Source organism: Sphingobium sp. LF-16 (genome assembly GCF_003711185.1).
Taxonomy (GTDB): domain Bacteria; phylum Pseudomonadota; class Alphaproteobacteria; order Sphingomonadales; family Sphingomonadaceae; genus Sphingobium; species Sphingobium yanoikuyae_A.
The window spans coordinates 2,488,869-2,509,116 of sequence record NZ_CP029335.1; the positions used below are offsets into that span (position 1 = coordinate 2,488,869).

At 65.4% G+C, this 20,248-nt stretch carries 20 protein-coding genes; 11 read left to right on the plus strand and 9 right to left on the minus strand.

What is annotated here, in order from left to right:
* Positions 1-18 precede the first annotated feature (18 nt).
* On the plus strand, positions 19-375 hold the full coding sequence (locus DIZ22_RS11625) for an endonuclease domain-containing protein (protein WP_313737313.1): 357 nt from the start codon (positions 19-21) through the stop codon (positions 373-375).
* On the opposite strand, the gene DIZ22_RS11630 is transcribed toward DIZ22_RS11625, so the two are convergent.
* Positions 376-1,977: a carboxyl transferase domain-containing protein gene (locus tag DIZ22_RS11630; RefSeq protein WP_048937893.1), complete on the minus strand. Its 1,602-nt coding sequence runs from the start codon at positions 1,975-1,977 to the stop codon at positions 376-378.
* 39 nt (positions 1,978-2,016) lie between these two features.
* On the opposite strand from DIZ22_RS11630, the gene DIZ22_RS11635 reads away from it, so the two are divergent.
* Positions 2,017-2,355 carry a DMT family protein gene (locus tag DIZ22_RS11635; RefSeq protein ID WP_048937863.1) on the plus strand — a complete coding sequence of 113 codons (339 nt, stop codon included), beginning with the start codon at positions 2,017-2,019 and terminating at the stop codon, positions 2,353-2,355.
* A 154-nt stretch (positions 2,356-2,509) separates the two neighbouring features.
* On the opposite strand, the gene DIZ22_RS11640 is transcribed toward DIZ22_RS11635, so the two are convergent.
* Positions 2,510-3,655, minus strand: a complete 1,146-nt coding sequence (locus DIZ22_RS11640) for an isovaleryl-CoA dehydrogenase (RefSeq protein WP_048937862.1) — start codon at positions 3,653-3,655, stop codon at positions 2,510-2,512.
* Between the two features lie 85 nt (positions 3,656-3,740).
* Here DIZ22_RS11640 and DIZ22_RS11645 point away from each other — a divergent pair, with 85 nt between their 5' ends.
* The gene (locus tag DIZ22_RS11645; RefSeq protein ID WP_048937861.1) at positions 3,741-4,613 is read left to right on the plus strand and encodes a LysR family transcriptional regulator; all 873 of its coding nucleotides are present in this window, start codon (positions 3,741-3,743) and stop codon (positions 4,611-4,613) included.
* A 152-nt stretch (positions 4,614-4,765) separates the two neighbouring features.
* Here DIZ22_RS11645 and DIZ22_RS11650 read toward each other — a convergent pair whose 3' ends face one another.
* Positions 4,766-5,611, minus strand: a complete 846-nt coding sequence (locus DIZ22_RS11650) for a DUF4239 domain-containing protein (protein WP_048937860.1) — start codon at positions 5,609-5,611, stop codon at positions 4,766-4,768.
* A gap of 374 nt (positions 5,612-5,985) precedes the next feature.
* Between DIZ22_RS11650 and DIZ22_RS11655 the strand changes: the two genes are divergently transcribed.
* Positions 5,986-7,131, plus strand: coding sequence for a BamA/TamA family outer membrane protein (locus tag DIZ22_RS11655; protein ID WP_048937859.1), 1,146 nt, complete (start codon positions 5,986-5,988; stop codon positions 7,129-7,131).
* 219 nt (positions 7,132-7,350) lie between these two features.
* On the plus strand, positions 7,351-8,847 hold the full coding sequence (locus DIZ22_RS11660) for a glycosyltransferase family 39 protein (RefSeq protein ID WP_164488890.1): 1,497 nt from the start codon (positions 7,351-7,353) through the stop codon (positions 8,845-8,847).
* 13 nt (positions 8,848-8,860) lie between these two features.
* Here DIZ22_RS11660 and queA read toward each other — a convergent pair whose 3' ends face one another.
* The 5 genes from queA to DIZ22_RS11685 all read right to left on the minus strand — a co-directional run bounded on the left by queA (position 8,861) and on the right by DIZ22_RS11685 (position 12,496).
* The gene (gene queA, locus DIZ22_RS11665; RefSeq protein WP_004211220.1) at positions 8,861-9,889 is read right to left on the minus strand and encodes a tRNA preQ1(34) S-adenosylmethionine ribosyltransferase-isomerase QueA; all 1,029 of its coding nucleotides are present in this window, start codon (positions 9,887-9,889) and stop codon (positions 8,861-8,863) included.
* Positions 9,890-9,914: 25 nt separating this feature from the next.
* Positions 9,915-10,688, minus strand: coding sequence for a peptidylprolyl isomerase (locus DIZ22_RS11670; protein ID WP_004211219.1), 774 nt, complete (start codon positions 10,686-10,688; stop codon positions 9,915-9,917).
* A 120-nt stretch (positions 10,689-10,808) separates the two neighbouring features.
* The gene (gene coaD, locus DIZ22_RS11675) at positions 10,809-11,321 is read right to left on the minus strand and encodes a pantetheine-phosphate adenylyltransferase (RefSeq protein WP_010337450.1); all 513 of its coding nucleotides are present in this window, start codon (positions 11,319-11,321) and stop codon (positions 10,809-10,811) included.
* 3 nt (positions 11,322-11,324) lie between these two features.
* Positions 11,325-12,230 carry a farnesyl diphosphate synthase gene (locus DIZ22_RS11680; RefSeq protein WP_048937857.1) on the minus strand — a complete coding sequence of 302 codons (906 nt, stop codon included), beginning with the start codon at positions 12,228-12,230 and terminating at the stop codon, positions 11,325-11,327.
* Positions 12,231-12,238: 8 nt separating this feature from the next.
* Positions 12,239-12,496, minus strand: a complete 258-nt coding sequence (locus DIZ22_RS11685; RefSeq protein ID WP_004211214.1) for an exodeoxyribonuclease VII small subunit — start codon at positions 12,494-12,496, stop codon at positions 12,239-12,241.
* A gap of 190 nt (positions 12,497-12,686) precedes the next feature.
* On the opposite strand from DIZ22_RS11685, the gene DIZ22_RS11690 reads away from it, so the two are divergent.
* The 5 genes from DIZ22_RS11690 to DIZ22_RS11710 all read left to right on the plus strand — a co-directional run bounded on the left by DIZ22_RS11690 (position 12,687) and on the right by DIZ22_RS11710 (position 18,188).
* Complete coding sequence (locus DIZ22_RS11690; protein ID WP_004211213.1) at positions 12,687-13,070, plus strand: hypothetical protein; 384 nt, start codon at positions 12,687-12,689, stop codon at positions 13,068-13,070.
* Between the two features lie 178 nt (positions 13,071-13,248).
* A complete protein-coding gene (locus tag DIZ22_RS11695; protein WP_004211212.1) occupies positions 13,249-13,584 on the plus strand; it encodes a glycine zipper 2TM domain-containing protein in 336 nt (111 codons plus the stop codon).
* 79 nt (positions 13,585-13,663) lie between these two features.
* Positions 13,664-15,841, plus strand: coding sequence for a phosphoribosylformylglycinamidine synthase subunit PurL (gene purL / locus DIZ22_RS11700; RefSeq protein WP_048937855.1), 2,178 nt, complete (start codon positions 13,664-13,666; stop codon positions 15,839-15,841).
* A gap of 90 nt (positions 15,842-15,931) precedes the next feature.
* Entirely contained in the window at positions 15,932-16,405 is a 474-nt protein-coding gene (locus DIZ22_RS11705; protein WP_048937854.1) for a hypothetical protein, read from the plus strand.
* A gap of 112 nt (positions 16,406-16,517) precedes the next feature.
* On the plus strand, positions 16,518-18,188 hold the full coding sequence (locus DIZ22_RS11710) for a glycoside hydrolase family 43 protein (protein ID WP_048937853.1): 1,671 nt from the start codon (positions 16,518-16,520) through the stop codon (positions 18,186-18,188).
* Here DIZ22_RS11710 and DIZ22_RS11715 read toward each other — a convergent pair.
* Positions 18,146-18,919, minus strand: coding sequence for a methyltransferase domain-containing protein (locus DIZ22_RS11715; RefSeq protein ID WP_048937852.1), 774 nt, complete (start codon positions 18,917-18,919; stop codon positions 18,146-18,148). The two genes, DIZ22_RS11710 and DIZ22_RS11715, sit on opposite strands and share 43 nt — an antisense overlap.
* Positions 18,920-18,976: 57 nt before the next feature.
* On the opposite strand from DIZ22_RS11715, the gene DIZ22_RS11720 reads away from it, so the two are divergent.
* Entirely contained in the window at positions 18,977-20,224 is a 1,248-nt protein-coding gene (locus DIZ22_RS11720) for a DUF418 domain-containing protein (protein ID WP_048937851.1), read from the plus strand.
* Positions 20,225-20,248 lie beyond the last annotated feature (24 nt).

Genomic DNA, 20,248 nt, shown 5'->3' on the forward strand with positions numbered 1-20,248 from the left:
CGTGAATTGCGCCGCCAGATGACCCTGCCGGAAGGGCTGTTGTGGCAGGCGCTGCGCCAGCGCCCGAACGGCTTCAAATTCCGTCGCCAGCATCCAGCCGGCATCTATATCCTGGATTTCTACTGCGCGGTCGTTCGACTGGCCATCGAAGTGGACGGCAGCAGCCATGACGGGCCTGATGCCCTGCGCCATGATGCGGCCCGAACCCATTGGTTGACGGCGCAAGGCGTTACGGTGCTGCGCATAGCCGCCGCCGATATTCTGCGAGATTTGCCTGCTGTGGTCGATCATATCATCTCTCACTCTCAAAGGCTCCTGCCCCTCCACCACTCGCCTCCGGCGAGCGGTCCCCCTCCCCGTGCCGGGGAGGAATGATCACATCCGGAACACGCCAAATTGCGCGCGATCGTCCACCGGCGCGTTCAAGGCGGCGGCGAAGGCCAACCCCAGCACATCCCGTGTCTGGGCCGGGTCGATCACGCCATCGTCCCACAGGCGCGAGGTCGCGAAATAGGGATTGCCTTCATCCTCATATTTCTGGCGCACCGGCGCCTTGAAGGCTTCGGCCTCTTCCGGCGTCCATTTGGCGGCGTCGCGGTGAACGGTCGCCAGCACGCTCGCCGCCTGTTCGCCGCCCATCACGCTGATGCGGCTATTGGGCCAGGTGAAGAGGAAGCGCGGCTGATAGGCGCGGCCGCACATGCCATAATTGCCCGCGCCGAAGCTGCCGCCGATCAGCACGGTGACCTTAGGCACCTGTGCCGTGGCCACCGCCGTCACCAGCTTGGCGCCATGTTTGGCGATCCCTTCCGCCTCATATTTGCCGCCAACCATGAAGCCGGAGATATTCTGGAGGAACAGCAGCGGAATGCGGCGCTGGCAGGCCAGTTCGATGAAATGGGCGCCCTTCTGCGCGCTTTCGCTGAACAGCACGCCATTGTTCGCCAGGATCGCCACCGGCATGCCCCAGATATGGGCGAAGCCGCAGACGAGCGTGGTGCCGTAGAGCGGCTTGAACTCGTGAAATTCGCTGCCGTCGACGATCCGCGCGATCACTTCGCGCACATCATAGGGGGCGCGCACATCCTGGGGGATGATGCCATAGAGATCGGCCGGATCGAATTTCGGCGGACGCGGGTCGCGCAGGTTGAGGTCGCTCTGGCGGTCGGGCTGCAGGGTCGAGACGATGTCGCGCACGATGGACAGCGCATGTTCGTCATTGTCCGCGACATGATCGACCACGCCCGACTTGCGGCCATGCAGGTCGCCGCCGCCCAGATCCTCGGCACTGATGACCTCGCCCGTCGCCGCCTGCACCAGCGGCGGGCCGGCGAGGAAGATGGTGCCCTGGTTGCGGACGATCACCGTCTCGTCCGACATCGCCGGGACATAGGCGCCACCGGCAGTGCAACTGCCCATGACGCAGGCGATCTGCGGGATGCCGCGCGCCGACAGGTTCGCCTGATTGTAGAAGATGCGGCCGAAATGGTCGCGGTCGGGAAAGACCTCCGCCTGGTTGGGCAGGTTCGCGCCGCCGCTGTCGACCAGATAGACGCAGGGCAGCCGGTTTTCGAGCGCGATTTCCTGCGCGCGCAGATGCTTCTTCACCGTGACGGGATAGTAAGTGCCGCCCTTCACCGTGGCGTCGTTGCAGGCGATCATCACCTGGCGCCCCGACACCCGGCCGATGCCGGCAATCATGCCGGCGCCCGGCACCTCGTCGCCATATTGGCCATTGGCGGCGAGCTGGCCGATCTCAAGGAAAGGCGAGCCGGGATCGAGCAGCCGTTCGACGCGATCACGCGGCAGCAGCTTGCCGCGCCCGGTATGCTTGTCGCGCGCGGCCGGCGATCCGCCCAGCGCCGCGTCGGCAACCCTGGTGCGCAATTCTTCCGCCAGCGCGCGATTATGCGCAGCATTGGCGCGGAAGCCCTCGCCATCGGGCGACAGCTTGCTGTCCAGAACCGGTGCGCTCATGCCCTCGCCTTCCCGGCGTCCGCGTGCCACAGAGCAGATATGCCCACCATCATTCTCCTCATCCTCTCCAACCTGTTCATGACCACCGCCTGGTACTGGCACCTCAGGGGCGGCATGAACAAACCGCTGATGCTGGTCATCCTGATCAGCTGGGCGATTGCCTTCGTCGAATATTGCCTGGCGGTGCCCGCCAACCGCATCGGCTTTGCCCATGGCTGGTCCGCCGGACAACTCAAGATCGCGCAGGAAGCCATCGCCCTCGTGATCTTCGGCATCTTCATGGTGACGGTGCTGGGCGAACCGCTCCACTGGCGCCACGCGGCCGCCTTTGCCTGCATCATGGCGGCGGTCGGCTTCCTGTTCGTGGGGCGGACTTGATTTAAGGAAAAACGGTGCCGGCCCTTCAGACGAGGCACGGGACTCGTCTGAACCCCACCCGACCACCCAACCAGGATACTGTCGTGGGTGGCCGGGTGGGGGTGCGGGCCGGTGCGGCCAAATGCGCACTTCCGCGCATTTGCAGACAGACTCCTCACGCGCCGATCAGTTCGCGGCCGATCAGCATCCGGCGGATCTCGTTGGTGCCGGCACCAATATCGAGCAGCTTGGCGTCGCGCATATAGCGTTCGACCGGCCAGTCCTTCGTATAGCCCGCGCCGCCCAGCGCCTGCACCGCCTCCAGCGCGACCTTCATCGCATTCTCGCTGGCGAGCAGGATGGCGCCGGCCGCGTCGAAGCGGGTGGTCTTGCCCGCGTCACAGGCTTTGGCGACCGCATAGACATAGGCGCGCGCGCTGTTGAGCGCGACATACATGTCGGCGACCTTCGCCTGCATCAGCTGGAACGCGCCGATCGGCCTGCCGAACTGCCTGCGCTCGCGAACATAGGGCAGCACCGTGTCGAGACAGGCCTGCATGATGCCGAGCTGAATGCCGGCAAGCACGGTCCGCTCATAGTCGAGGCCCGACATCAGCACGCCCGCGCCGCCGTTCAGCGGCCCCATGATATTCTCTTCGGGCACTTCGCAATCGTCGAACACCAGTTCGGCGGTCGGGCTGCCGCGCATGCCAACCTTGTCGATCTTCTGGCCGATCGAGAAGCCGGCAAAGCCCTTCTCGATCAGGAAGGTCGTGATGCCCTTGGAGCCCTCGCCGGTCTTGGCATAGACGACCAGCGTGTCCGCCTCGGTCGCATTGGTGATCCAGAACTTCGTGCCGTTGAGGACGTAGCGATCGCCCTTCTTTTCGGCCTTCAGCTTCATCGACACGACATCGGACCCGGCGCCGGCCTCCGACATGGCAAGGCTGCCCACATGCTCGCCGGAAATCAGCTTGGGCAGATAGCGCGCCTTCTGCGCGTCATTGCCCCAGCGGCGGATCTGGTTGACGCAGAGATTGGAGTGCGCGCCATAGCTGAGACCTATGGAGGCGGAGACTCGTGCCACTTCCTCCTGCGCCACCACATGCTCCAGATAGCCCAGGCCCAGGCCGCCATCCGCCTCGTCCACGGTGATGCCGTGCAAGCCGAGCGCGCCCATGGCGGGCCACAGGTCGCGGGGGAACCAGTCCTTGGCGTCGATCTCAGCCGCCAGTGGGGCGATATGATCGGCGGCGAAACGGGCGGTGCTTTCGCGGATCATGTCCGCATGCTCGCCCAGAGCGAAATCGAAGTCGGTCATTGGCATCTCTCCTGCGCCGCACCCTAGTCCTGAACGCGGCAAGGGAAAAATTGAAACCACGGGCAGGAGTATATAGTTTCCATCTATGATCGAACGCTATCTGCTGCGCTATTTCCTGGCGGTCGTGGACCAGGGCAATTTCTCCCGTGCGGCGGCGCATTGCCTGGTGTCGCAACCGACCCTGTCGGTCGGCGTCGCCAAGCTGGAACAGGCGGTCGGCGCGCCACTGTTCCTGCGTAGCAACCAGCGGGTCGAACTGACCGAGGCCGGCAGTCGCCTGCTAAGCCACGCGCGGCGGATCGAGCGCGAGTTCAACCTGGCCGAACAGGCGGGCGCGCAGACGGCCGAAATCCAGACGCTGCGCATCGGCCTGCTGACCAGCATCGCCGGCGCGCCGGTGGCGGCGGCGGTTGCAGCCTGCCCGGCCGAGGCGCGCGGCCGGGTGGAATTCATTCCAGGATCGGAACGCGAACTGCTCGGGCGGCTGGATGCCGAGCGGATCGACGTGGCGCTGACCCTGGTGCGGCCGGGCGCCGAGGATCGCTATGTCGCACAGATATTGGCCGAGGAGGGCTATGGCCTGGCCCTGCCCGCCGACCATCGCCTCGCCGGACGCGAAACGATCGCGGCGGAGGAACTGGCGGGCGAGACGATGATCGTGCGCCGCCATTGCGAGGCGCTGTCGGCGACCAGCCGCTATTTCGTCGATCGCGGCATCCGCCCGCATTTCGCCTATCGGTCGACCCATGACGAGCGGGTGATGCAGATGGTGGCGGCCGGCCTGGGCGTCACGGTGATGCCGCTGGGCTATCAATGGCCCGGCATGGCGCGCGCCAAATTACGCGATTTTGGCGAACGGCGGACGATCGGCCTGCTCCATGGCCCGCGCGCCGCCACCCTGCGCGAGACGCCACCGCCGATGCTGCGCGCGTTGGCAATGGCGTTTGGCAACATCTAAGAGAGTGGTTGAGACATCGCGAAAGCGCGATTTCCGATACGGTGCCAGCCCGCTCCCCCTCCCGGCCACCCAACGGCAGTATTCTATGGGTGGCCGGGTGGGGGAGCGGGCTGGTGCCGGAATGCGCCGGATGGCGCATTCTCAAACAGACTCTAAGGCGCTGGCGCCACGACCGGCTTGCGCCAGATGTCGAAGGTGCCGGGCGGCTGCTGCTTCAGCGTCTCGCGCAGTTCGATCATCGGCCCCTGGCTTTCGACGATATTGCCGCCCGCCGGCCGGTCGATGTCGATGATCAGCATGTAGGACATGGTGAAGAGCAGGAACAATATGCCCGCCAGCATCCGCCCCTGCGTTTCCGACCGGGCATAGCCCAGCATCCCCGCAGTCACCGCGATATAGACCCATAGCGCCAGGAACACCTCGCCCGGCACCCGCACCTTGCGCGCCGCCTTGCGCGCGCTGTCCATGTCGATCACTTCGTTGACGGTCGAATGGAGCGAGGAGGCCAGCGCGGAATTGCCGATCGTGTCGGTCGCCGCCAGCGTGCCGGCCCATAGCTCGACCAGCAGTCGATCGCTGGCGACGATCAAGGGCGCCATCTTGTCGGGGCTGGCCGTGCCGAGTTCGACGCGATTATTGGTGTAGTTGACCAATATCTGCGACATCCGCGTGCGATGCGGTTCGGGCAGGCCCTGGACCCGCAAATAGCTGGTGCCGATGGCGTTGGCTTCCTGCAGCACCAGCGCCCGGCGCGTTTCGAACCGGCCGACCGCCAGCGCAAAGGTGAAGCCCAGCAACAGCGCAACCAGACCGATCACGGCAGAGACGATATAGCCTTCCGCCCCACCTTCTTCCGTGGCGCCCTTGTGCGTCAACAGCCGGCGCACCCGCTGCCGCAGGACATAGCCGGCCGTCGCCGTCAGCGTCATGGTCGCCAGCATCAGCAGCCCGACCAGCAGGATGGGTAGCTTGTCCAGAAATTCCGCCAGATTGGCCATATGACCCCCTCAGTCTATCGGAGGCAGCATGTCCCGTTTCCGGGGCCGGGAGCCATCGGGCGAAACACCGGCATGGCTCAGGGATTACCCCTTGTGGTGACCGGTCGACGCCGGGTTTCCATGACGATAGCCCGACGCGCGAGCAAGGCGCCCCACGCGCAAGGGCGTCGCCCTTTCAACCGCTTGCGCCTGCCCTGCTCCGCAGCCCGACCGGGCATAGTCCCCCGAACATCATGGCGCATCTGGACGGCCGCGCCATCGAGCCGCGCAGGGGCGCCCGCCACGCTTCAGTGTTTGTCCCGATGGTTCCCCCGTCGCCGATGGGGGATGGAGAGAATATGGCCATCCGCCCCGCCCTTTTTGCTGGCCCACGCATGATCCGGCGCCATCGTCTAGGGTGGCTGGCGCTCGTGTCCTTCCCCTGCCTGTCATCGGGCATGGCGACAGCCCAGAGCGAGACCGACGCGAACAGCCTCTCACGCGCCCTGCCCGCCGAAGGCAGGACCGCAGCCTCCCCTACCCGCAAGCCTCAGATCCTCTTCGCGCCCGTGCCGCTGTCCAATCCGGCAACCGGCACAGGCCTCGCCGCAGGTGCCATCGCCTTCTACAATCCCAATGCCGCGCCCCAGCAGTGGATCAGTGCCGGCGGCGTCATCTACACCTCGCGCGGGACCAGGGGCGTCGGCGCCTTTCATTCCATGTCGTTCGACAAGGATCGGCTGCGCTTCAGCGCCAGCCTCTCCTATATCGACGATCGCAACGACTATTATGGGATCGGCGCGGCTGCGGGCGATGACGGTATCCATCGCGAGATCGACAGCAAGCAGTTGAACATCGACCTCCAGGCGTTGATGCGCGTCTTCCCGCGCGGCTATGCCGGCATCCGCTATCGCCTGCGCACCACCGACGCGCGGCTGAAAGAGGCGGAGGCAGAATCCTTGCCGGCGCCGCCGCTCGACGCCATGAACAGCAACCTGTCCGCGATCGGCCCCAGCTTTGCCTATGATACGCGCGACAGCGCGACCCAACCGCATCGCGGCATGATGTTGAGCGCCAATTGGCTGTTCGGTCTGCGCGCCCTGGGCGACAGCTATAGCCATGACAAGTTGCAGATGGCCGCCAACAGCTATCTGCCGATCGGCTCTAGCACGGTGATCGCACTGCGGGGCGCGCTATGTGCCGCCGGGGGCAACGCCCCTTATTATGATCTGTGCCTGTTCGGCGCGAACAACGATCTGCGCGGCTATGTCACCGGTCGCTATCGCGACAAGGCCAGTTGGGCGGCGCAGGCCGAATGGCGCCAGCATGTCAGCGGCCGCTGGGGCGCAACCGCCTTTGTCGGGCTGGGCGGCATCGCGCCATCGGCCGGCACGATCATCGACAAGGGCAAGCTGCTGCCGGCCGGCGGCATAGGCCTGCGCTATCGTCCTTTCCGCAGCAATGACGTGCAGTTGCGCGTCGATCTTGCGGCAGGAAAAGACGATCATGCCGTCTATGTCGGGATTGCGGAGGCCTTCTAGCCGCCAGGTTCAGCCGTCACGGCAGCAGCAGCGAGGAATCCCCATAGCTGTAGAAGCGATAGCGCCACGCGACCAATGTGCGGCTTTCCTCGGCGAAAGGGCGGATCACATCAGCCTCGCTGGCCGCGACACCGCACCCAATCACGAAGCCCGCCTTCACTTATCCATATATTAACCATGGCAAATCACTGTCCTCGCAATTCATCCAAGGATCCGATCTTGCCCGAGACTCCCGCCGCGCGCCGGTTGCCCGCGACACCGATCATCCTGCTGACCGGCAGTTTCTTCCTCCTTGGCGCCCTCTATCTGGTCGGCATGCGTTTAAGCTTGGCGGACACGACCCCATTGTGGCTCGATGAAACCTGGAGCGGGATGATCGCGACGCGGCCGGACTGGTCGTCCTTCTGGCGCGAGGCCTGGCTCGATTGCAATCCGCCACTCTATTATCTGCTGCTGACAGGCTGGGTGACGTTGTTCGGCGACAGCAATCTGATGCTGCGCCTCCCGTCCATCCTGTTCGTCCTCGCCGCCGCCCTGTTGCCGCTGCTCTGGCGCCCGCGCACGCTCGGTCGCACCGGCGCCTGGACATGGGCCGCCCTCCTCTTTCTGTGGCCGCCCAATCTGAGCATCATGGTGGACGCACGCGGCTATGGCCTGATGATGCTGCTGTCGACCGCATCCTGCCTGACCGTCGCGCACCTGCTTGAGCGATTGACGCTACGCTGGGCGATGCTATGGGTCGGGCTTGGAACACTGATGTTCCTCACCCATTATTATGCCGCCGTCCTGATCCTGGGCCAGATACTGGTGCTGCTGTACCGACATCGCCTGAACCTGGCGCGGATGTGGCCCGCGATGATCGTGGCGACACCGGGCCTTGGCTGGTTCGCCTATCATCTGCCCCGGCTGGCAGACTATGCGCGCGACGATGTCGCCTGGTATGATCCCACCAGCCTGTCCCGAGCGATGCTCAACCTCGCCTTCGTCCTGGGCGCGCAGAATATCGTCGCCCTGTTCGCGGTCATCGCGCTTGTCATCGTCGCGACGATCCATATGCGGCGCCAGCAATCCGATATCCTATCGAGCGGCAGCGACCCGTTGCCGCTGACGGCACTGACGGCGGTGATCGGCTTTGCCATTGCGATCCTGGTCAGCCTGTTCCAGCCGTCCCTGACCGACCGTTATCTGGTGCCACTGGTGCCAAGCGCGATGCTGGGCCTGACCCTGTTGATCCAGCGCACGCCGCGCCCCGATCATGCCGCACTGGGCATGGCTTTCGCCTTCATGGCGCCGGTCCTCAACCCCGCGCTGATGCGAACCGAACTGGGCGACCGAACGATCTACGGCTATGAACAGGGCAGCGACTTCATCCGCGCGGAACGGCCCGACCGTGTCCTGTTCCTATGGGATTCCCCCTCGGCAAAGATCATGGACCGCGCATCGCTTGCGGCCATCGGCGGCTATTTCCTGGCACGGCCCGGAATGGACGTGCCCGTGGAACCGCTGGTCGTGGACCGCAAGGCCGACCCGAACGCAATATTGCGCGCCCATGCCATAAGCGGCCGCCCCGCGCTGATCTGGCTATATAATGCCCATTATCGTTCGGCCGCAAAGGACCATCCGCCGACATTGCAGGATGACCCGTCCTGGCACTGCAACCGCGGCACCCGTACCGACATCGTCGGCAGCATCGCCTGCATCAAACGAGTGCAGTAATGACCGATCGCCGTCACGGCAGCAGCAGCGAAGAGTCCCCATAGCTGTAGAAGCGATAACCGGTGGCGATCGCATGGGCGTAGACCTGTTGCATCCGATCGCGGCCCATCAAGGCGCTTACCAGCATGAACAGGGTCGATTTGGGCAGGTGAAAATTGGTCATCAGCCCGTCGATCGCGCGGAAGCGGTAGCCGGGCGTGATGAAGATGCGGGTTTCGTCGGCGAAGGGACGGATCACGCCATCCTCCCCCGTCGCGCTTTCGAGCAGGCGAAGCGAGGTGGTGCCGACCGCGATGATCCGGCCGCCGGCCGCGCGCGCGGCATTCAGGCGATCGGCCGTGTCCTGATCGATCCGCCCCCATTCGGCATGCATGCGATGGTCGTCGGTATCGTCCGCCTTGACCGGCAGGAAGGTGCCCGCGCCGACATGCAGGGTCAGCGTTTCAGTCAGCACGCCGGCCTGCGCCAGTGCAGCGGTGAGGTCGGGCGTGAAGTGCAGCGCGGCGGTGGGGGCGGCGACCGCGCCATCCTCGCGCGCGAACATGGTCTGGTAATCGCTGCGGTCACGCTCGTCGGTGGCGCGTTTGCTGGCGATATAGGGCGGCAGCGGCATGCGCCCGGCCCGTTCCAGCAGGATCTCGACTGGTTCCTCGCCCTCGAAATCGAGGGTGACGCCGCCATCCTCGTCGCGCGGGCCGGCGATCGCAGTGACACCGGCGCCGAAATCGATCCGGTCGCCATCACGCACCCGCTTGGCATTGCGCAGGAAGGCCTGCCACTGGCGCAGGCCGAGCCGCTTGTGCAGGGTCGCGCCGATCCGCGCCTCGCCCCGCATCCCTTCCAGCTGGGCGGGAATGACGCGGGTGTCGTTGAAGACCAGCACATCGCCCGCGCGCAGCAGCGATGGCAGGTCGCGCACGATGCGATCCTCCATCGCGCCGTCACCGGGCACGAGCAAGAGGCGCGCCGAATCGCGCGGGCTGGCCGGACGGAGGGCGATATTCTCCGCCGGCAGATCGAAATCGAACAGGTCTACACGCATGACGATGGCCCTTCCGGGCGCAAACTCACTTCTTCTTGGGGGCCGGCTTCTTGGCCGGGGCAGCCGGCTTCTTCGACGGCAGCGCTGCGGGTTCGGGCGCCGGCGGCGGGGGCGGCGGTGCCAGCACCGGCGGCTTGCCGTCGCTCTCGATCGAGGCCTGCAGGATCACGGTCGGGTCGGCCGGCGGCTCGCCCTCATGGATCGCGTCGACATATTGCATGCCTTCGATCACGCGGCCGAAAACGGTATATTTCTTGTCGAGCTGCATGCGCGGCAGCAGCACGATGAAGAACTGGCTGTTGGCGCTGTCCTCGCTCTGGGCGCGGGCCATGGACAGGGTGCCGCGCAGATGCGGCATCGGGTTGAACTCGGCCTTGAGGTCGGGCAGCGTCGAACCGCCGGTGCCGTCCCCCTTGGGATCGCCGCCCTGGGCCATGAAGCCGGGGATGACGCGGTGGAACTTCAGACCATTGTAGAAGCCCTGGCGGGTCAGTTCCTTGATCCGCTCGACATGATTGGGGGCGATATCCGGGCGCAGCTGAATGCGCACGCGGCCGCCGCTCGACAGGTCGAGATCCCAGATATTCTGCGGGTCGGCCGGAATGGTCGCCGGCGGCAGCTGCGGCGTCAGCTGGGCGCCCAGTGACTTGGCATTCTGCTCCGCCTTCGCAGCGGTCTCCGCCTTCTTCATTTCCTCGGCACCGCCGCCGCCGCCACCGCCGCCCTGGGCGAAGGCCACGCTGGACGCGGTGAGGGCGAAACCGATCGCCACGGTCTTGAGCGCGGAAGTGAAACGCATGCGAATAAGCTTTCCTTAGATCTTGCCCGGGAAGGTCAAGCCGTCCTGATAGCGCCCTGATCGGGATTGGCAACTGAACGCGGGCTGAAACGAGACGGCAACAATGAAGGCAACCCGTTCCTAGCCCTGCCCCTTGAGGCCCAGCGCGGCAACCCGCGCCTCCACCTCCTCGCGCACGGCGGGGCTGACGAACTTGTGGATCGGCCCGCCATAGAGGGCGATTTCCTTGACCAGACGCGACGCGATCGGCTGCAACGAGACGTCGGCCATCAGGAAGACGGTTTCGACCCGGCTGTTGATCTGCTGGTTCATGCCCGCCATCTGATATTCATATTCGAAATCGGCGACGGCGCGCAGGCCCCGGATGATGACGCTGGCCCCCTGCGATTCGGCAAAGTCCATCAACAGCGAATTGAAGCCGGTGACGACGATTTCGGTGTCGATGTCCGCACATTCGCGGCGAACCATGTCCAGCCGTTCCTCATCGGAAAACATCGGCGACTTGCTGATGTTGGTGGTGACGCCGATCACCAGCTTGTCGACCAGCTTCGCGCCGCGGCGGATGATGTCCATATGGCCAAGGGTGATGGGGTCGAAGGTGCCGGGATAGACACCGATACGCGACTTGCTCATGATCTAGCGGTCCCTCTCCACAATATAGTCGGCAATCGCGCGCAGCAGGTCCGCCTCCGCGCCATGGCCGTGCAGGTGCGCCTTGGCCTGTTCAACGAGCAGACGCCCCTGTTCCCGCGCCCGGTCTACCCCCAGGAGCGAGACGAAGGTTTCCTTGCCGGCGGCGGCATCCTTGCCCAGCGCCTTGCCGGCCACGGCCGCGTCGCCCTCCACATCGAGCAGGTCGTCGGCAATCTGGAAGGCGAGGCCGATGTCGCGGGCATAGCCATGCAGGCCGGTGCGCGCATCGACCGGGATGCGCGCCATGATGGCAGCGGCATCGACGCAGAAGCCGATCAGCGCGCCGGTCTTGAGATTTTGCAGCCGGGTGACGGTGGCGAGATCGAAACGGGTCTTTTCCGCCTCCAGGTCCATCATCTGCCCGCCCGCCATCCCGGCCGGGCCGCTGGCGACGGCGAGCGCCTTTACGAGGTCGATGCGCACGAAGGCATCGGGATGGGTCTGTTCGTCGGCGAGGATTTCGAAAGCAAGGTCATGGAGGCAATCGCCGGCCAGGATCGCGGTTGCTTCATCGAACGCCTTGTGGACGGTCGGCTTGCCGCGCCGCATATCGTCATCGTCCATCGCCGGCAGATCGTCATGCACCAGCGAATAGACATGGATGCATTCGATCGCGAGACCGACGCGCAGCGCGGATTCGCGGGAAATGTTGAACAGGTCGCAGGTCGCCTGCACCAGCAGCGGCCGCAGCCGCTTGCCGCCCCCGATCGCGGCATGGCGCATCGCTTCATAGAGGCGATGGCGTGGATCGTCGGGGATCGCCAGCAGCGCGTCGAACGCCCGGTCGATATCGGCCGCGACCGTTGCCGCACGGGCGGCGACCAGCGCTCCTGCCGCGCTCCGTTCCATGCAGTGGGTCAATCCGCGCCGAACGGCTGGGCGCCGGTGATGGCGCCGCCGGCATCGACGGTCAGCTTGCTGATGCGCGCCTCGGCCGCCTGCAACCGCTCGGTGCAGCGCTTGCGCAGTTCTTCACCCTGGGCATAGAGCGAGATCGACTCATCGAGCGGGACATCGCCGCTTTCCAGCCGGCGAACGATCGATTCGAGCGCGCGCAGCGCATCCTCGAACGACAATTGGGACAGATCCTTTTGCGGGGTATTTTCCTCAGCCATGCGCCTGCATTGACCGCCCCTGTCCACGGGGTCAAGCGCGGATGACATGGCAGCAGACCCAAGGCCGCCCAATAGTGGGTCAATAGCGCCGCTGTCACGCAAACGTCATGACGTCGCTGCACAGGCGTGGCGGAATTCGGGCAGTTTTGCGTTGACGCACAATGTTGCAAGCGCACATAAAAGGATCGCTATGAAATATTATCTCCCCCTCATCGCCGTTGCCGGCCTGACCATGCTGTCGGCCTGCAACAAGAGTGACGAACCCGAAGTCGTCGGCGGCCCCGCCGATCCGATGGCTGCCCAGCTTGCCAACGCCGCGCCGGTCGAGCTGCCGCCGTCGGTCAAGGCCAACAAGCAGTTCCGCTGCAAGGACAACAGCCTGTTCTTCGTCGACTATATGAGCGACGACAAGAGCGCGATCCTGCGCACCGAAAAGAATGGCGCACCCACCATGCTGAAGGCTGCCGAAGCCGGCCAGCCCTTCACCGCCGAAGGTGGTTATGAGGTCAAGGGCTCGGGCAATGACGTGACGATCACCGTCCCCGGCAAGTCGGCGCAGGCCTGCCACGTCTGATCGCAGCATTGCCTGAGTCTTTTTTCTGACAGGGGCCGGTTCTTCCCTAGGAACCGGCCCTTTTTTCATGCCCGGCGCTTTTCCTGAACGACAGATAACGTGCCGGTTCAGGATGTTGCCAGCCAGCCGGTGGCAGAACAGCCTCGTACCAGAGATAAACAGGTCGAGGAGATGACCCATGAACTTCAAGAAGAGCCTGATCGCCATGGCCCTGGCGACCGCAACCGTCGCTACCGCCGTTCCGGCGACCTCCTTCGCCCGTGGCCATGACCGTGGCTGGCACCGTGGCGACCGCCATTATGACCATGGTCGCTATTCCGACCGTCGCGGCTATCGCGGTGATTATCGCTGCCGCAAGTCGGGCGGCACCACCGGCCTGCTGCTGGGCGGCGTTGCCGGTGCCCTGCTGGGCCGCGCGGTCGACACCCGCGGCGATCGCACCACCGGCACCGTCGTCGGCGCTGGCGCCGGCGCCCTGGCTGGCCGCGCGATCGACCGCAACAGCAGCTGCTAAGCGACTTAAGGGCGGTGGCCATGACTTGGCCGCCGCCTCCCCATTGTGAATCCCGCGCCACGCGTCTAAAGGCGCGCTCATGTCCAGCAGCGCCCCCCAGATCACCCCGCAGATCGTTGCCGAGCACGGTCTGTCCCCCGAAGAATATGATCGCGTCCTGAAGGCGATCGGCCGCGAGCCGAACCTGACGGAACTCGGGATCTTTTCGGTCATGTGGTCGGAGCACTGCTCTTACAAATCCTCCAAGATCCACCTGATGAAGCTGCCCACCAAGGGCCCGCAGGTGATCTGTGGCCCCGGCGAAAATGCCGGCGTGGTCGACATCGGTGATGGCCAGGCCGCCATCTTCAAGATGGAAAGCCATAACCACCCTAGCTACATCGAACCCTATCAGGGCGCCGCGACCGGCGTCGGCGGCATCCTGCGCGACGTGTTCACCATGGGCGCCCGCCCGGTGGCCAACATGAACGCGCTCCGCTTCGGCCGCCCCGACCACCCCAAGATGAAGCATCTCATCAGCGGCGTGGTCCATGGCATTGGCGGCTACGGCAATTGCGTCGGCGTGCCGACCGTGGGCGGCGAGGTGAACTTCCACCCCGCCTATGACGGCAATATCCTGGTCAATGCGATGACCGTGGGCATCGCCGACACCGACAAGATCTTCTATTCGGCCGCCAGCGGCGTCGGCAACCCGATCGTCTATGTCGGATCCAAGACCGGCCGCGACGGCATCCATGGCGCGACCATGGCGTCGGCCGATTTCGGTGAGGACAGCGAAGAGAAGCGCCCCACCGTCCAGGTCGGCGACCCCTTCACCGAAAAGCTGCTGATCGAGGCGTGCCTGGAACTGATGGCATCGGACGCGATCGTCGCCATTCAGGACATGGGCGCCGCCGGCCTCACCTCCTCGAGCGTCGAAATGGCGTCGAAGGGCGGCGTCGGCCTGCACCTCAAGATGGATGACGTGCCGCAGCGCGAAACCGGCATGACCACCTATGAGATGATGCTGTCGGAAAGCCAGGAGCGCATGCTCATGGTGCTCAAGCCCGGCCGCGAAGCCTTTGCCGAGGCGATCTTCCGGAAGTGGGAACTCGACTTCGCCGTCATCGGCCATGTTACCGACACCGGCCGCATGGTGCTGGAGCATAAGGGCGAGATCGTCTGCGACATTCCGCTCGCGCCGCTGGCCGACGATGCGCCGCTCTATGACCGTCCCTCGATGCCGAAGGATGAGTATAAGATCTGGTCGAAGGTCGAACCGCTGGGCGAGATCGCCGAGAGCGCCGATATCGGCGCGGACCTCGTCACGCTGATGGGCAGCCCCGACATCGCCAGCCGTCGCTGGATCTGGGAGCAATATGATCACATGGTCGGCGCCGACACGGTGCAGCGTCCCGGCGGCGACGCCGCGGTGGTGCGCGTCCATGGCAGCAGCAAGGGCATCGCCATCAGCACCGACTGCACCCCGCGCTATTGCTATGCCGACCCCTATGAAGGCGGCAAGCAGGCGATCGCGGAATGCTATCGCAACCTGAGCGCGGTCGGCTCGACCCCGCTGGCGGTCACCAACTGCCTCAACTTCGCCAATCCGCAGCGCCCCGAGATCATGGCGCAGCTGACCGGCTGCCTGGAGGGCATGGGCGACGCCTGCCGCGCGTTCGACTTCCCGATCGTGTCGGGCAATGTCAGCCTCTACAATGAATCCAAGGCGACCGGCGGTGGCTCGGCGATCCTGCCGACCCCGGCGATCGGCGGCATCGGCCTGCTGGCCGATATCGATGCGATGGCGACCGTGGCGTTCAAGAATGCAGGCGACGCGATCTGGCTGGTCGGTGGCGAAGGCACGCATCTGGGCCAGTCGATCTGGCTGCGCGAGATTGCCGGTCGCGAGGCGGGTGATGCGCCCAAGGTTGACCTGGTGGTCGAGCGCGCCAATGGCGACGCTGTCCGCGCGCTGGTGGTGGCCGGCACGGTCAATGCCGTGCATGATATTTCCGACGGCGGCCTGATCGTCACGATCGCGGAAATGGCGCTGGCCGGCAAGATCGGCGCGACGCTGGACGTGGCGCTGACCACCGCTTCGGCGTTCGGCGAAGACCAGAGCCGCTATGTCGTAACGGCGCCGGCCGGCGTCGAGATTGCTGGCGCGGTCAAGATCGGCACCGTCGGCGGCGACAGCGTGGCGGGCGTGTCGATCGACGCGCTGTGCACCGCGCATGAGGGCTTCTTCCCCGCGCTGATGGACAGCGAACTCTAAATCTTTCCGTCCCGCCGGGTGCAGCGCATCCGGCGGGACAAGTTCATCGCAATCTGTCATGATCCGCCCCGAGAAAATGGGGAGCGCACGATGCGCGAGAGGATCATCCGGGCAACCTTGGTTGCCGGCACACTCGACATATTTTCCGCCTTCGTCTTTGCCGGCATGGCAGGCACGGCGCCGCATGCGGTGCTGCAATTTGTCGCGAGCGGCCCGCTGGGCGATCGTGCGCGGGGCGATCCCGTTTGGCTATGGGCAATCATCGGCCTGGCCGTCCATTTCGCGATCATGGCCTGCATGGCGGGCGCCTATATGCTGATCGCGGAGCGGCGCCCTGCCCTGCGCCGCCATCCGGTCGTCGCCGGCCTGCTCTATGGCCTGCTGCTCTGGGCGATCATGTACTGGATCGTGCGGCCGTGGCGCTGGCCCGCCATGTGGCTGCCCGCCGCCTATGGCGCGCTGCCGATCGGGCGGATCGCCTGGAACATCGGCAACCAGCTTTTCTCCCACTGCATCCTGGTCGGCCTGCCGATCGCCTTCATCGCCGCCGGGCGCCGACGATAGATAGTGACAGCGAAATTGACATATCCAGGCCGGTTTGCATGCACCGTACCGGATTTTTGATAGCGCTATCAATTTCTCTCTCCTATGCTCGGCAAAAATGGGAGGAGAGGATATGCGCAAGACCCGTCGTGCCGCCTTGCTGTTGCTGGCCGCCATTGCCGGCCCGGCCCTGGCAGGCCCCGCCCGCTTCAGCGATTTCCGCTATGACGGCCGCGCCCAGGAACAGGTGACGCCCGGCCCGGACGACTATCGCAACCCGATCCTGTCGGGCTATTATCCCGACCCATCGATCACGCGGGTCGGCGACACCTATTATCTCGTCAACTCCTCCTTCGCCCATTATCCGGGGCTGCCGGTCTTCCGGTCGAGCGACATGGTCCATTGGCGCCAGATCGGCAATGCGATCGACCGGCCCGACCAGTTTGATTTCAGCGGCCTGCGCAGTTCGCGCGGCATGTTCGCGCCCGACATCTCCTTCCATGACGAGCTCTTCTACCTGGTCGGCACCTGCGTCGATTGCGGCGGCAATTTCGTGATGACGGCAAAGGACGCGGCCGGGCCGTGGTCCAAACCGCACTGGCTGCCATTCGAGGGGATCGACCCGTCGATCTACTGGGAAGGCGAGCGCGCCTTCATCGTCAATAATCGCGCGCCGGCCGAGCCGCCCCGCTATGAGGGGCATCGGGCGATCTGGGTGCAGGAATTTGACTGGCGCACGCTCACAATGACCGGCGGGTCCACGCAGATCGTCAATGGCGGCGTCGACATCCGCCAGAAGCCCGCCTGGATCGAGGGACCGCATCTGCTGAAGCGCGAGGGTTTCTATTATCTGATCGCGGCCGAGGGCGGCACCGGCGACCAGCATAGCGAAGTGGTGTTCCGCGCCCGCGACCTGCGCGGCCCCTTCACTCCCTATGCCGGCAATCCGATCCTGAGCCAGCGCAGCCTGGACCCGGCCCGCCCCCATCCGGTGACATCGGCCGGCCATGCCAAGCTGGTGCAGACGCAGGCGGGCGACTGGTGGGCGACCTTCCTCGCCACCCGTCCCTATGGCCCCGATCTCTACAATATCGGGCGCGAAACCTTCCTGCTGCCGGTCGCATGGCGAGATGGCTGGCCGCATATATTGGAGGCCGGCAAGACCATTCCCTATGCGGCGAAACGCCCGCCCCTGCCCGTGTGCGATATCGATGCGCCGCCGACCAGCGGCGATTTTGCCTATCGCGACCGGTTCGACGGACCGCGCCTTAGCATGGACTGGATCGGACTGCGGACGCCCAAGGCGCCGCTTTACCGACTGGAGGCGGGCGCGCTGGTGCTGGACGGCACGACGGCGCTGGGTGACCTCAGCGGCGCCCCGGCCTTTGTCGGGCGGCGCCAACAGCATCATGTCGCGACCATCAGCACCGACCTGACCTATCGGCCGGAGACGGAGGGGGATCGTGCGGGGCTGGCGGCGGTGCAGTCCGACCGATCCTTCCTGTTCTTCGGCGTGACGCGGAAGGACGGGAAACCGCAGCTCGCCCTGATGGTGCGCGAGGACAGCGATCATGACAGGCTGGTCGCGGCCGCGCCGATCGATCCGGCCAAGCCCCTCCGCCTGACCATCGCCCTTGATGGCGGCACGGCGCGCTTCGCTTATGGCGTCGATGGGCGAGAGACAGTGCTGGCGCGCGATGTCGATATCCGCTTCCTCAGCACCCATGAGGCTGGCGGCTTCGTCGGTACGGTGGTCGGCCCCTATGCCTGGTCCGCGCGCGTTACCCGGCCGATCAGCAACTGATAGACGTCGCGGCCGCCTGCCTCGTCATAGGCGGTCATGACCCGGCGCAGCGCAGCAGGGGAGAGCGGCCGGCGCCCTTCGTCCGGCACCACCGCGCCGATGCCCTTGAGATGGCCGATCAGCGCACGGGCGCCCTGCCCTTCGAGCAGGACGGTCTCGTCAAAGGCGAAGGCGTCGCCATAGGCCGCCAGCATTGCGCGCAGCGCGTCGAGCGAGGGGTAAGCGGGGACGCCCGGCATCAGGTCGCAGGCCGCATGGGCAGTGCGCCACTGGGCAAAGCTGCCCTGCCCCATGGTCGAGAAGATGAGGCTGCCACCGGGGCGGAGCAGCGCCACCAGCCGCGCGATCGCGGCGGGCAGGTCGTCAAACCATTGGAAGGCGAGGCTGGAGAGGATGAGGTCGAACCATTCGCCTTCGAACGAGGGCGCCTCCCCATCCATCGCGAGGAAGGTGCCGGCGACCAGCCCGGCCGATGCCGCCCGGTCGAGCATCTTTGGCGAGATGTCCGTGGCGACCAGTTCCGCACCGGGCCAGCGGGCCTGGATATCGCGCGTGAGCAGGCCGGTGCCGCAACCGATTTCCAGGATGCGCGCGACGCCGTCCGGGCTTTGCCGCTGGGCAATGTCGGCGACCAAGGCTGCGGCCGTCCGCTGCGGCCCGGCATGTTCGTCATACCGGTCGGCCGCCGCGCCGAAGGAGTCGCTTATCCGTTGCTTGCGGCCATCATTCATGGCTAGGCGCATGGCAGAGCCATGGCCGCTTGGCCAGCATCTTCAAGGATTGCCCGCATGACCGCCGCATCGACCCGTATCCCCGCCATGGACGTGCTGCGCGGCTGCGCGGTGATGGGCATATTGTGGATGAACATCACCGCCTTCGCGCTGCCGCAGAACGCCTATTTCAATCCGGTCGCGGCCGGGCCGATGTCGGCGGGTGATATCGCCTTCTGGGCGAGCAGCCTGATCCTGGTCGATGGCAAGATGCGGGGCCTGTTCTCGCTGCTGTTCGGCGCCTCGATGCTGCTGCTGATCGACCGGGAGGAAATGGCCGGGCGCGACGGCACACGGGCGCAACTGGTGCGCGGCGGCTGGCTGCTGGCGATCGGCCTGCTGCATCACATATTGCTGTGGTGGGGCGACATATTGGTGACCTATGCTGTGGTCGGCACCATCGCCCTGCTCTTTGCCCAGAAGGAGCCGCTGGCGCTGGTCAAATGGGCGTTCCTTGCCTTCCTCATTCATTTCCTGATCTGTGGCGCCTTCATCGCCAGCCTCTATGGCTGGGCCCATGCCGCCGCCGCGCCCGGCGCCACCGCCGCGACGCGCGAGGGGCTGGACAGCTTCCTCGCTGGCCTGACCGACCCCAGCAGCCCGATCATCCAGCAGGATATTGCCATCTACACCGGCAGCTTTAGCGGGATCGTGCGCCATCATCTCACCGGCTTTGTCGGCGACTGGCTGTGGACCTTCCTTTTCACCGGGCTCGACACGCTGGGCTTCATGCTGCTGGGCATGGCGATGCTGAAGGGCGGCTTCCTGATCGGCCGCTGGCCCGCCGAGCAATATCGGCAGACCGCGCGCCATTGCTTCCTGATCGGACTGGTGCCGATGATCGGCCTGACCATCTGGGTGGTGGCGAGCGGCTTTGCGCCGCTGACCGCCTTTTCCACCGCGCTGCTCTGGTCCTTCCCCTTCCGCATCCCGCTGGCGGTCGGCTGGGCGGCGCTGATCCTGTGGCTGCTGGCGCGGCATCGCGATCACTGGCTGGTCGGTCGGATCGCGGCAGCGGGGCGAGTCGCGCTGAGCAATTATCTCGGCACCAGCCTCATCATGACGGCGATCTTCTATGGCTGGGGCCTGGGGCTGTTCGGGCAGGTGCGCCCAGCGGCCTTTCCCCTCTTCATTCTGGGCGCCTGGGCGGTCATGCTGCTATGGTCCAAGCCCTGGCTCGACCGATTCGCGATGGGCCCGGCCGAATGGCTCTGGCGCAGCCTGCAGCGCGGAAAAGTGCAAAAGATTCGCAAAAGCACACAGTGATCTATTGCGACCTATTAGCATCTA

What these genes read in the sequence shown, in the direction of transcription:
- DIZ22_RS11680 (WP_048937857.1), bottom strand. Translation starts at nt 12,230, where the DNA reads ATGGAACGGAGCGCGGCAGGAGCGCTGGTCGCCGCCCGTGCGGCAACG.
- DIZ22_RS11650 (WP_048937860.1), bottom strand. Translation starts at nt 5,611, where the DNA reads ATGGCCAATCTGGCGGAATTTCTGGACAAGCTACCCATCCTGCTGGTC.
- DIZ22_RS11705 (WP_048937854.1), top strand. Translation starts at nt 15,932, where the DNA reads ATGCGCGAGAGGATCATCCGGGCAACCTTGGTTGCCGGCACACTCGAC.
- DIZ22_RS11720 (WP_048937851.1), top strand. Translation starts at nt 18,977, where the DNA reads ATGACCGCCGCATCGACCCGTATCCCCGCCATGGACGTGCTGCGCGGC.
- DIZ22_RS11645 (WP_048937861.1), top strand. Translation starts at nt 3,741, where the DNA reads ATGATCGAACGCTATCTGCTGCGCTATTTCCTGGCGGTCGTGGACCAG.
- DIZ22_RS11670 (WP_004211219.1), bottom strand. Translation starts at nt 10,688, where the DNA reads ATGCGTTTCACTTCCGCGCTCAAGACCGTGGCGATCGGTTTCGCCCTC.
- DIZ22_RS11640 (WP_048937862.1), bottom strand. Translation starts at nt 3,655, where the DNA reads ATGACCGACTTCGATTTCGCTCTGGGCGAGCATGCGGACATGATCCGC.
- DIZ22_RS11695 (WP_004211212.1), top strand. Translation starts at nt 13,249, where the DNA reads ATGAACTTCAAGAAGAGCCTGATCGCCATGGCCCTGGCGACCGCAACC.
- DIZ22_RS11635 (WP_048937863.1), top strand. Translation starts at nt 2,017, where the DNA reads ATGCCCACCATCATTCTCCTCATCCTCTCCAACCTGTTCATGACCACC.
- DIZ22_RS11710 (WP_048937853.1), top strand. Translation starts at nt 16,518, where the DNA reads ATGCGCAAGACCCGTCGTGCCGCCTTGCTGTTGCTGGCCGCCATTGCC.
- DIZ22_RS11685 (WP_004211214.1), bottom strand. Translation starts at nt 12,496, where the DNA reads ATGGCTGAGGAAAATACCCCGCAAAAGGATCTGTCCCAATTGTCGTTC.
- DIZ22_RS11655 (WP_048937859.1), top strand. Translation starts at nt 5,986, where the DNA reads ATGATCCGGCGCCATCGTCTAGGGTGGCTGGCGCTCGTGTCCTTCCCC.
- DIZ22_RS11630 (WP_048937893.1), bottom strand. Translation starts at nt 1,977, where the DNA reads ATGAGCGCACCGGTTCTGGACAGCAAGCTGTCGCCCGATGGCGAGGGC.
- DIZ22_RS11715 (WP_048937852.1), bottom strand. Translation starts at nt 18,919, where the DNA reads ATGAATGATGGCCGCAAGCAACGGATAAGCGACTCCTTCGGCGCGGCG.
- coaD (WP_010337450.1), bottom strand. Translation starts at nt 11,321, where the DNA reads ATGAGCAAGTCGCGTATCGGTGTCTATCCCGGCACCTTCGACCCCATC.
- purL (WP_048937855.1), top strand. Translation starts at nt 13,664, where the DNA reads ATGTCCAGCAGCGCCCCCCAGATCACCCCGCAGATCGTTGCCGAGCAC.
- DIZ22_RS11690 (WP_004211213.1), top strand. Translation starts at nt 12,687, where the DNA reads ATGAAATATTATCTCCCCCTCATCGCCGTTGCCGGCCTGACCATGCTG.
- DIZ22_RS11625 (WP_313737313.1), top strand. Translation starts at nt 19, where the DNA reads ATGACCCTGCCGGAAGGGCTGTTGTGGCAGGCGCTGCGCCAGCGCCCG.
- queA (WP_004211220.1), bottom strand. Translation starts at nt 9,889, where the DNA reads ATGCGTGTAGACCTGTTCGATTTCGATCTGCCGGCGGAGAATATCGCC.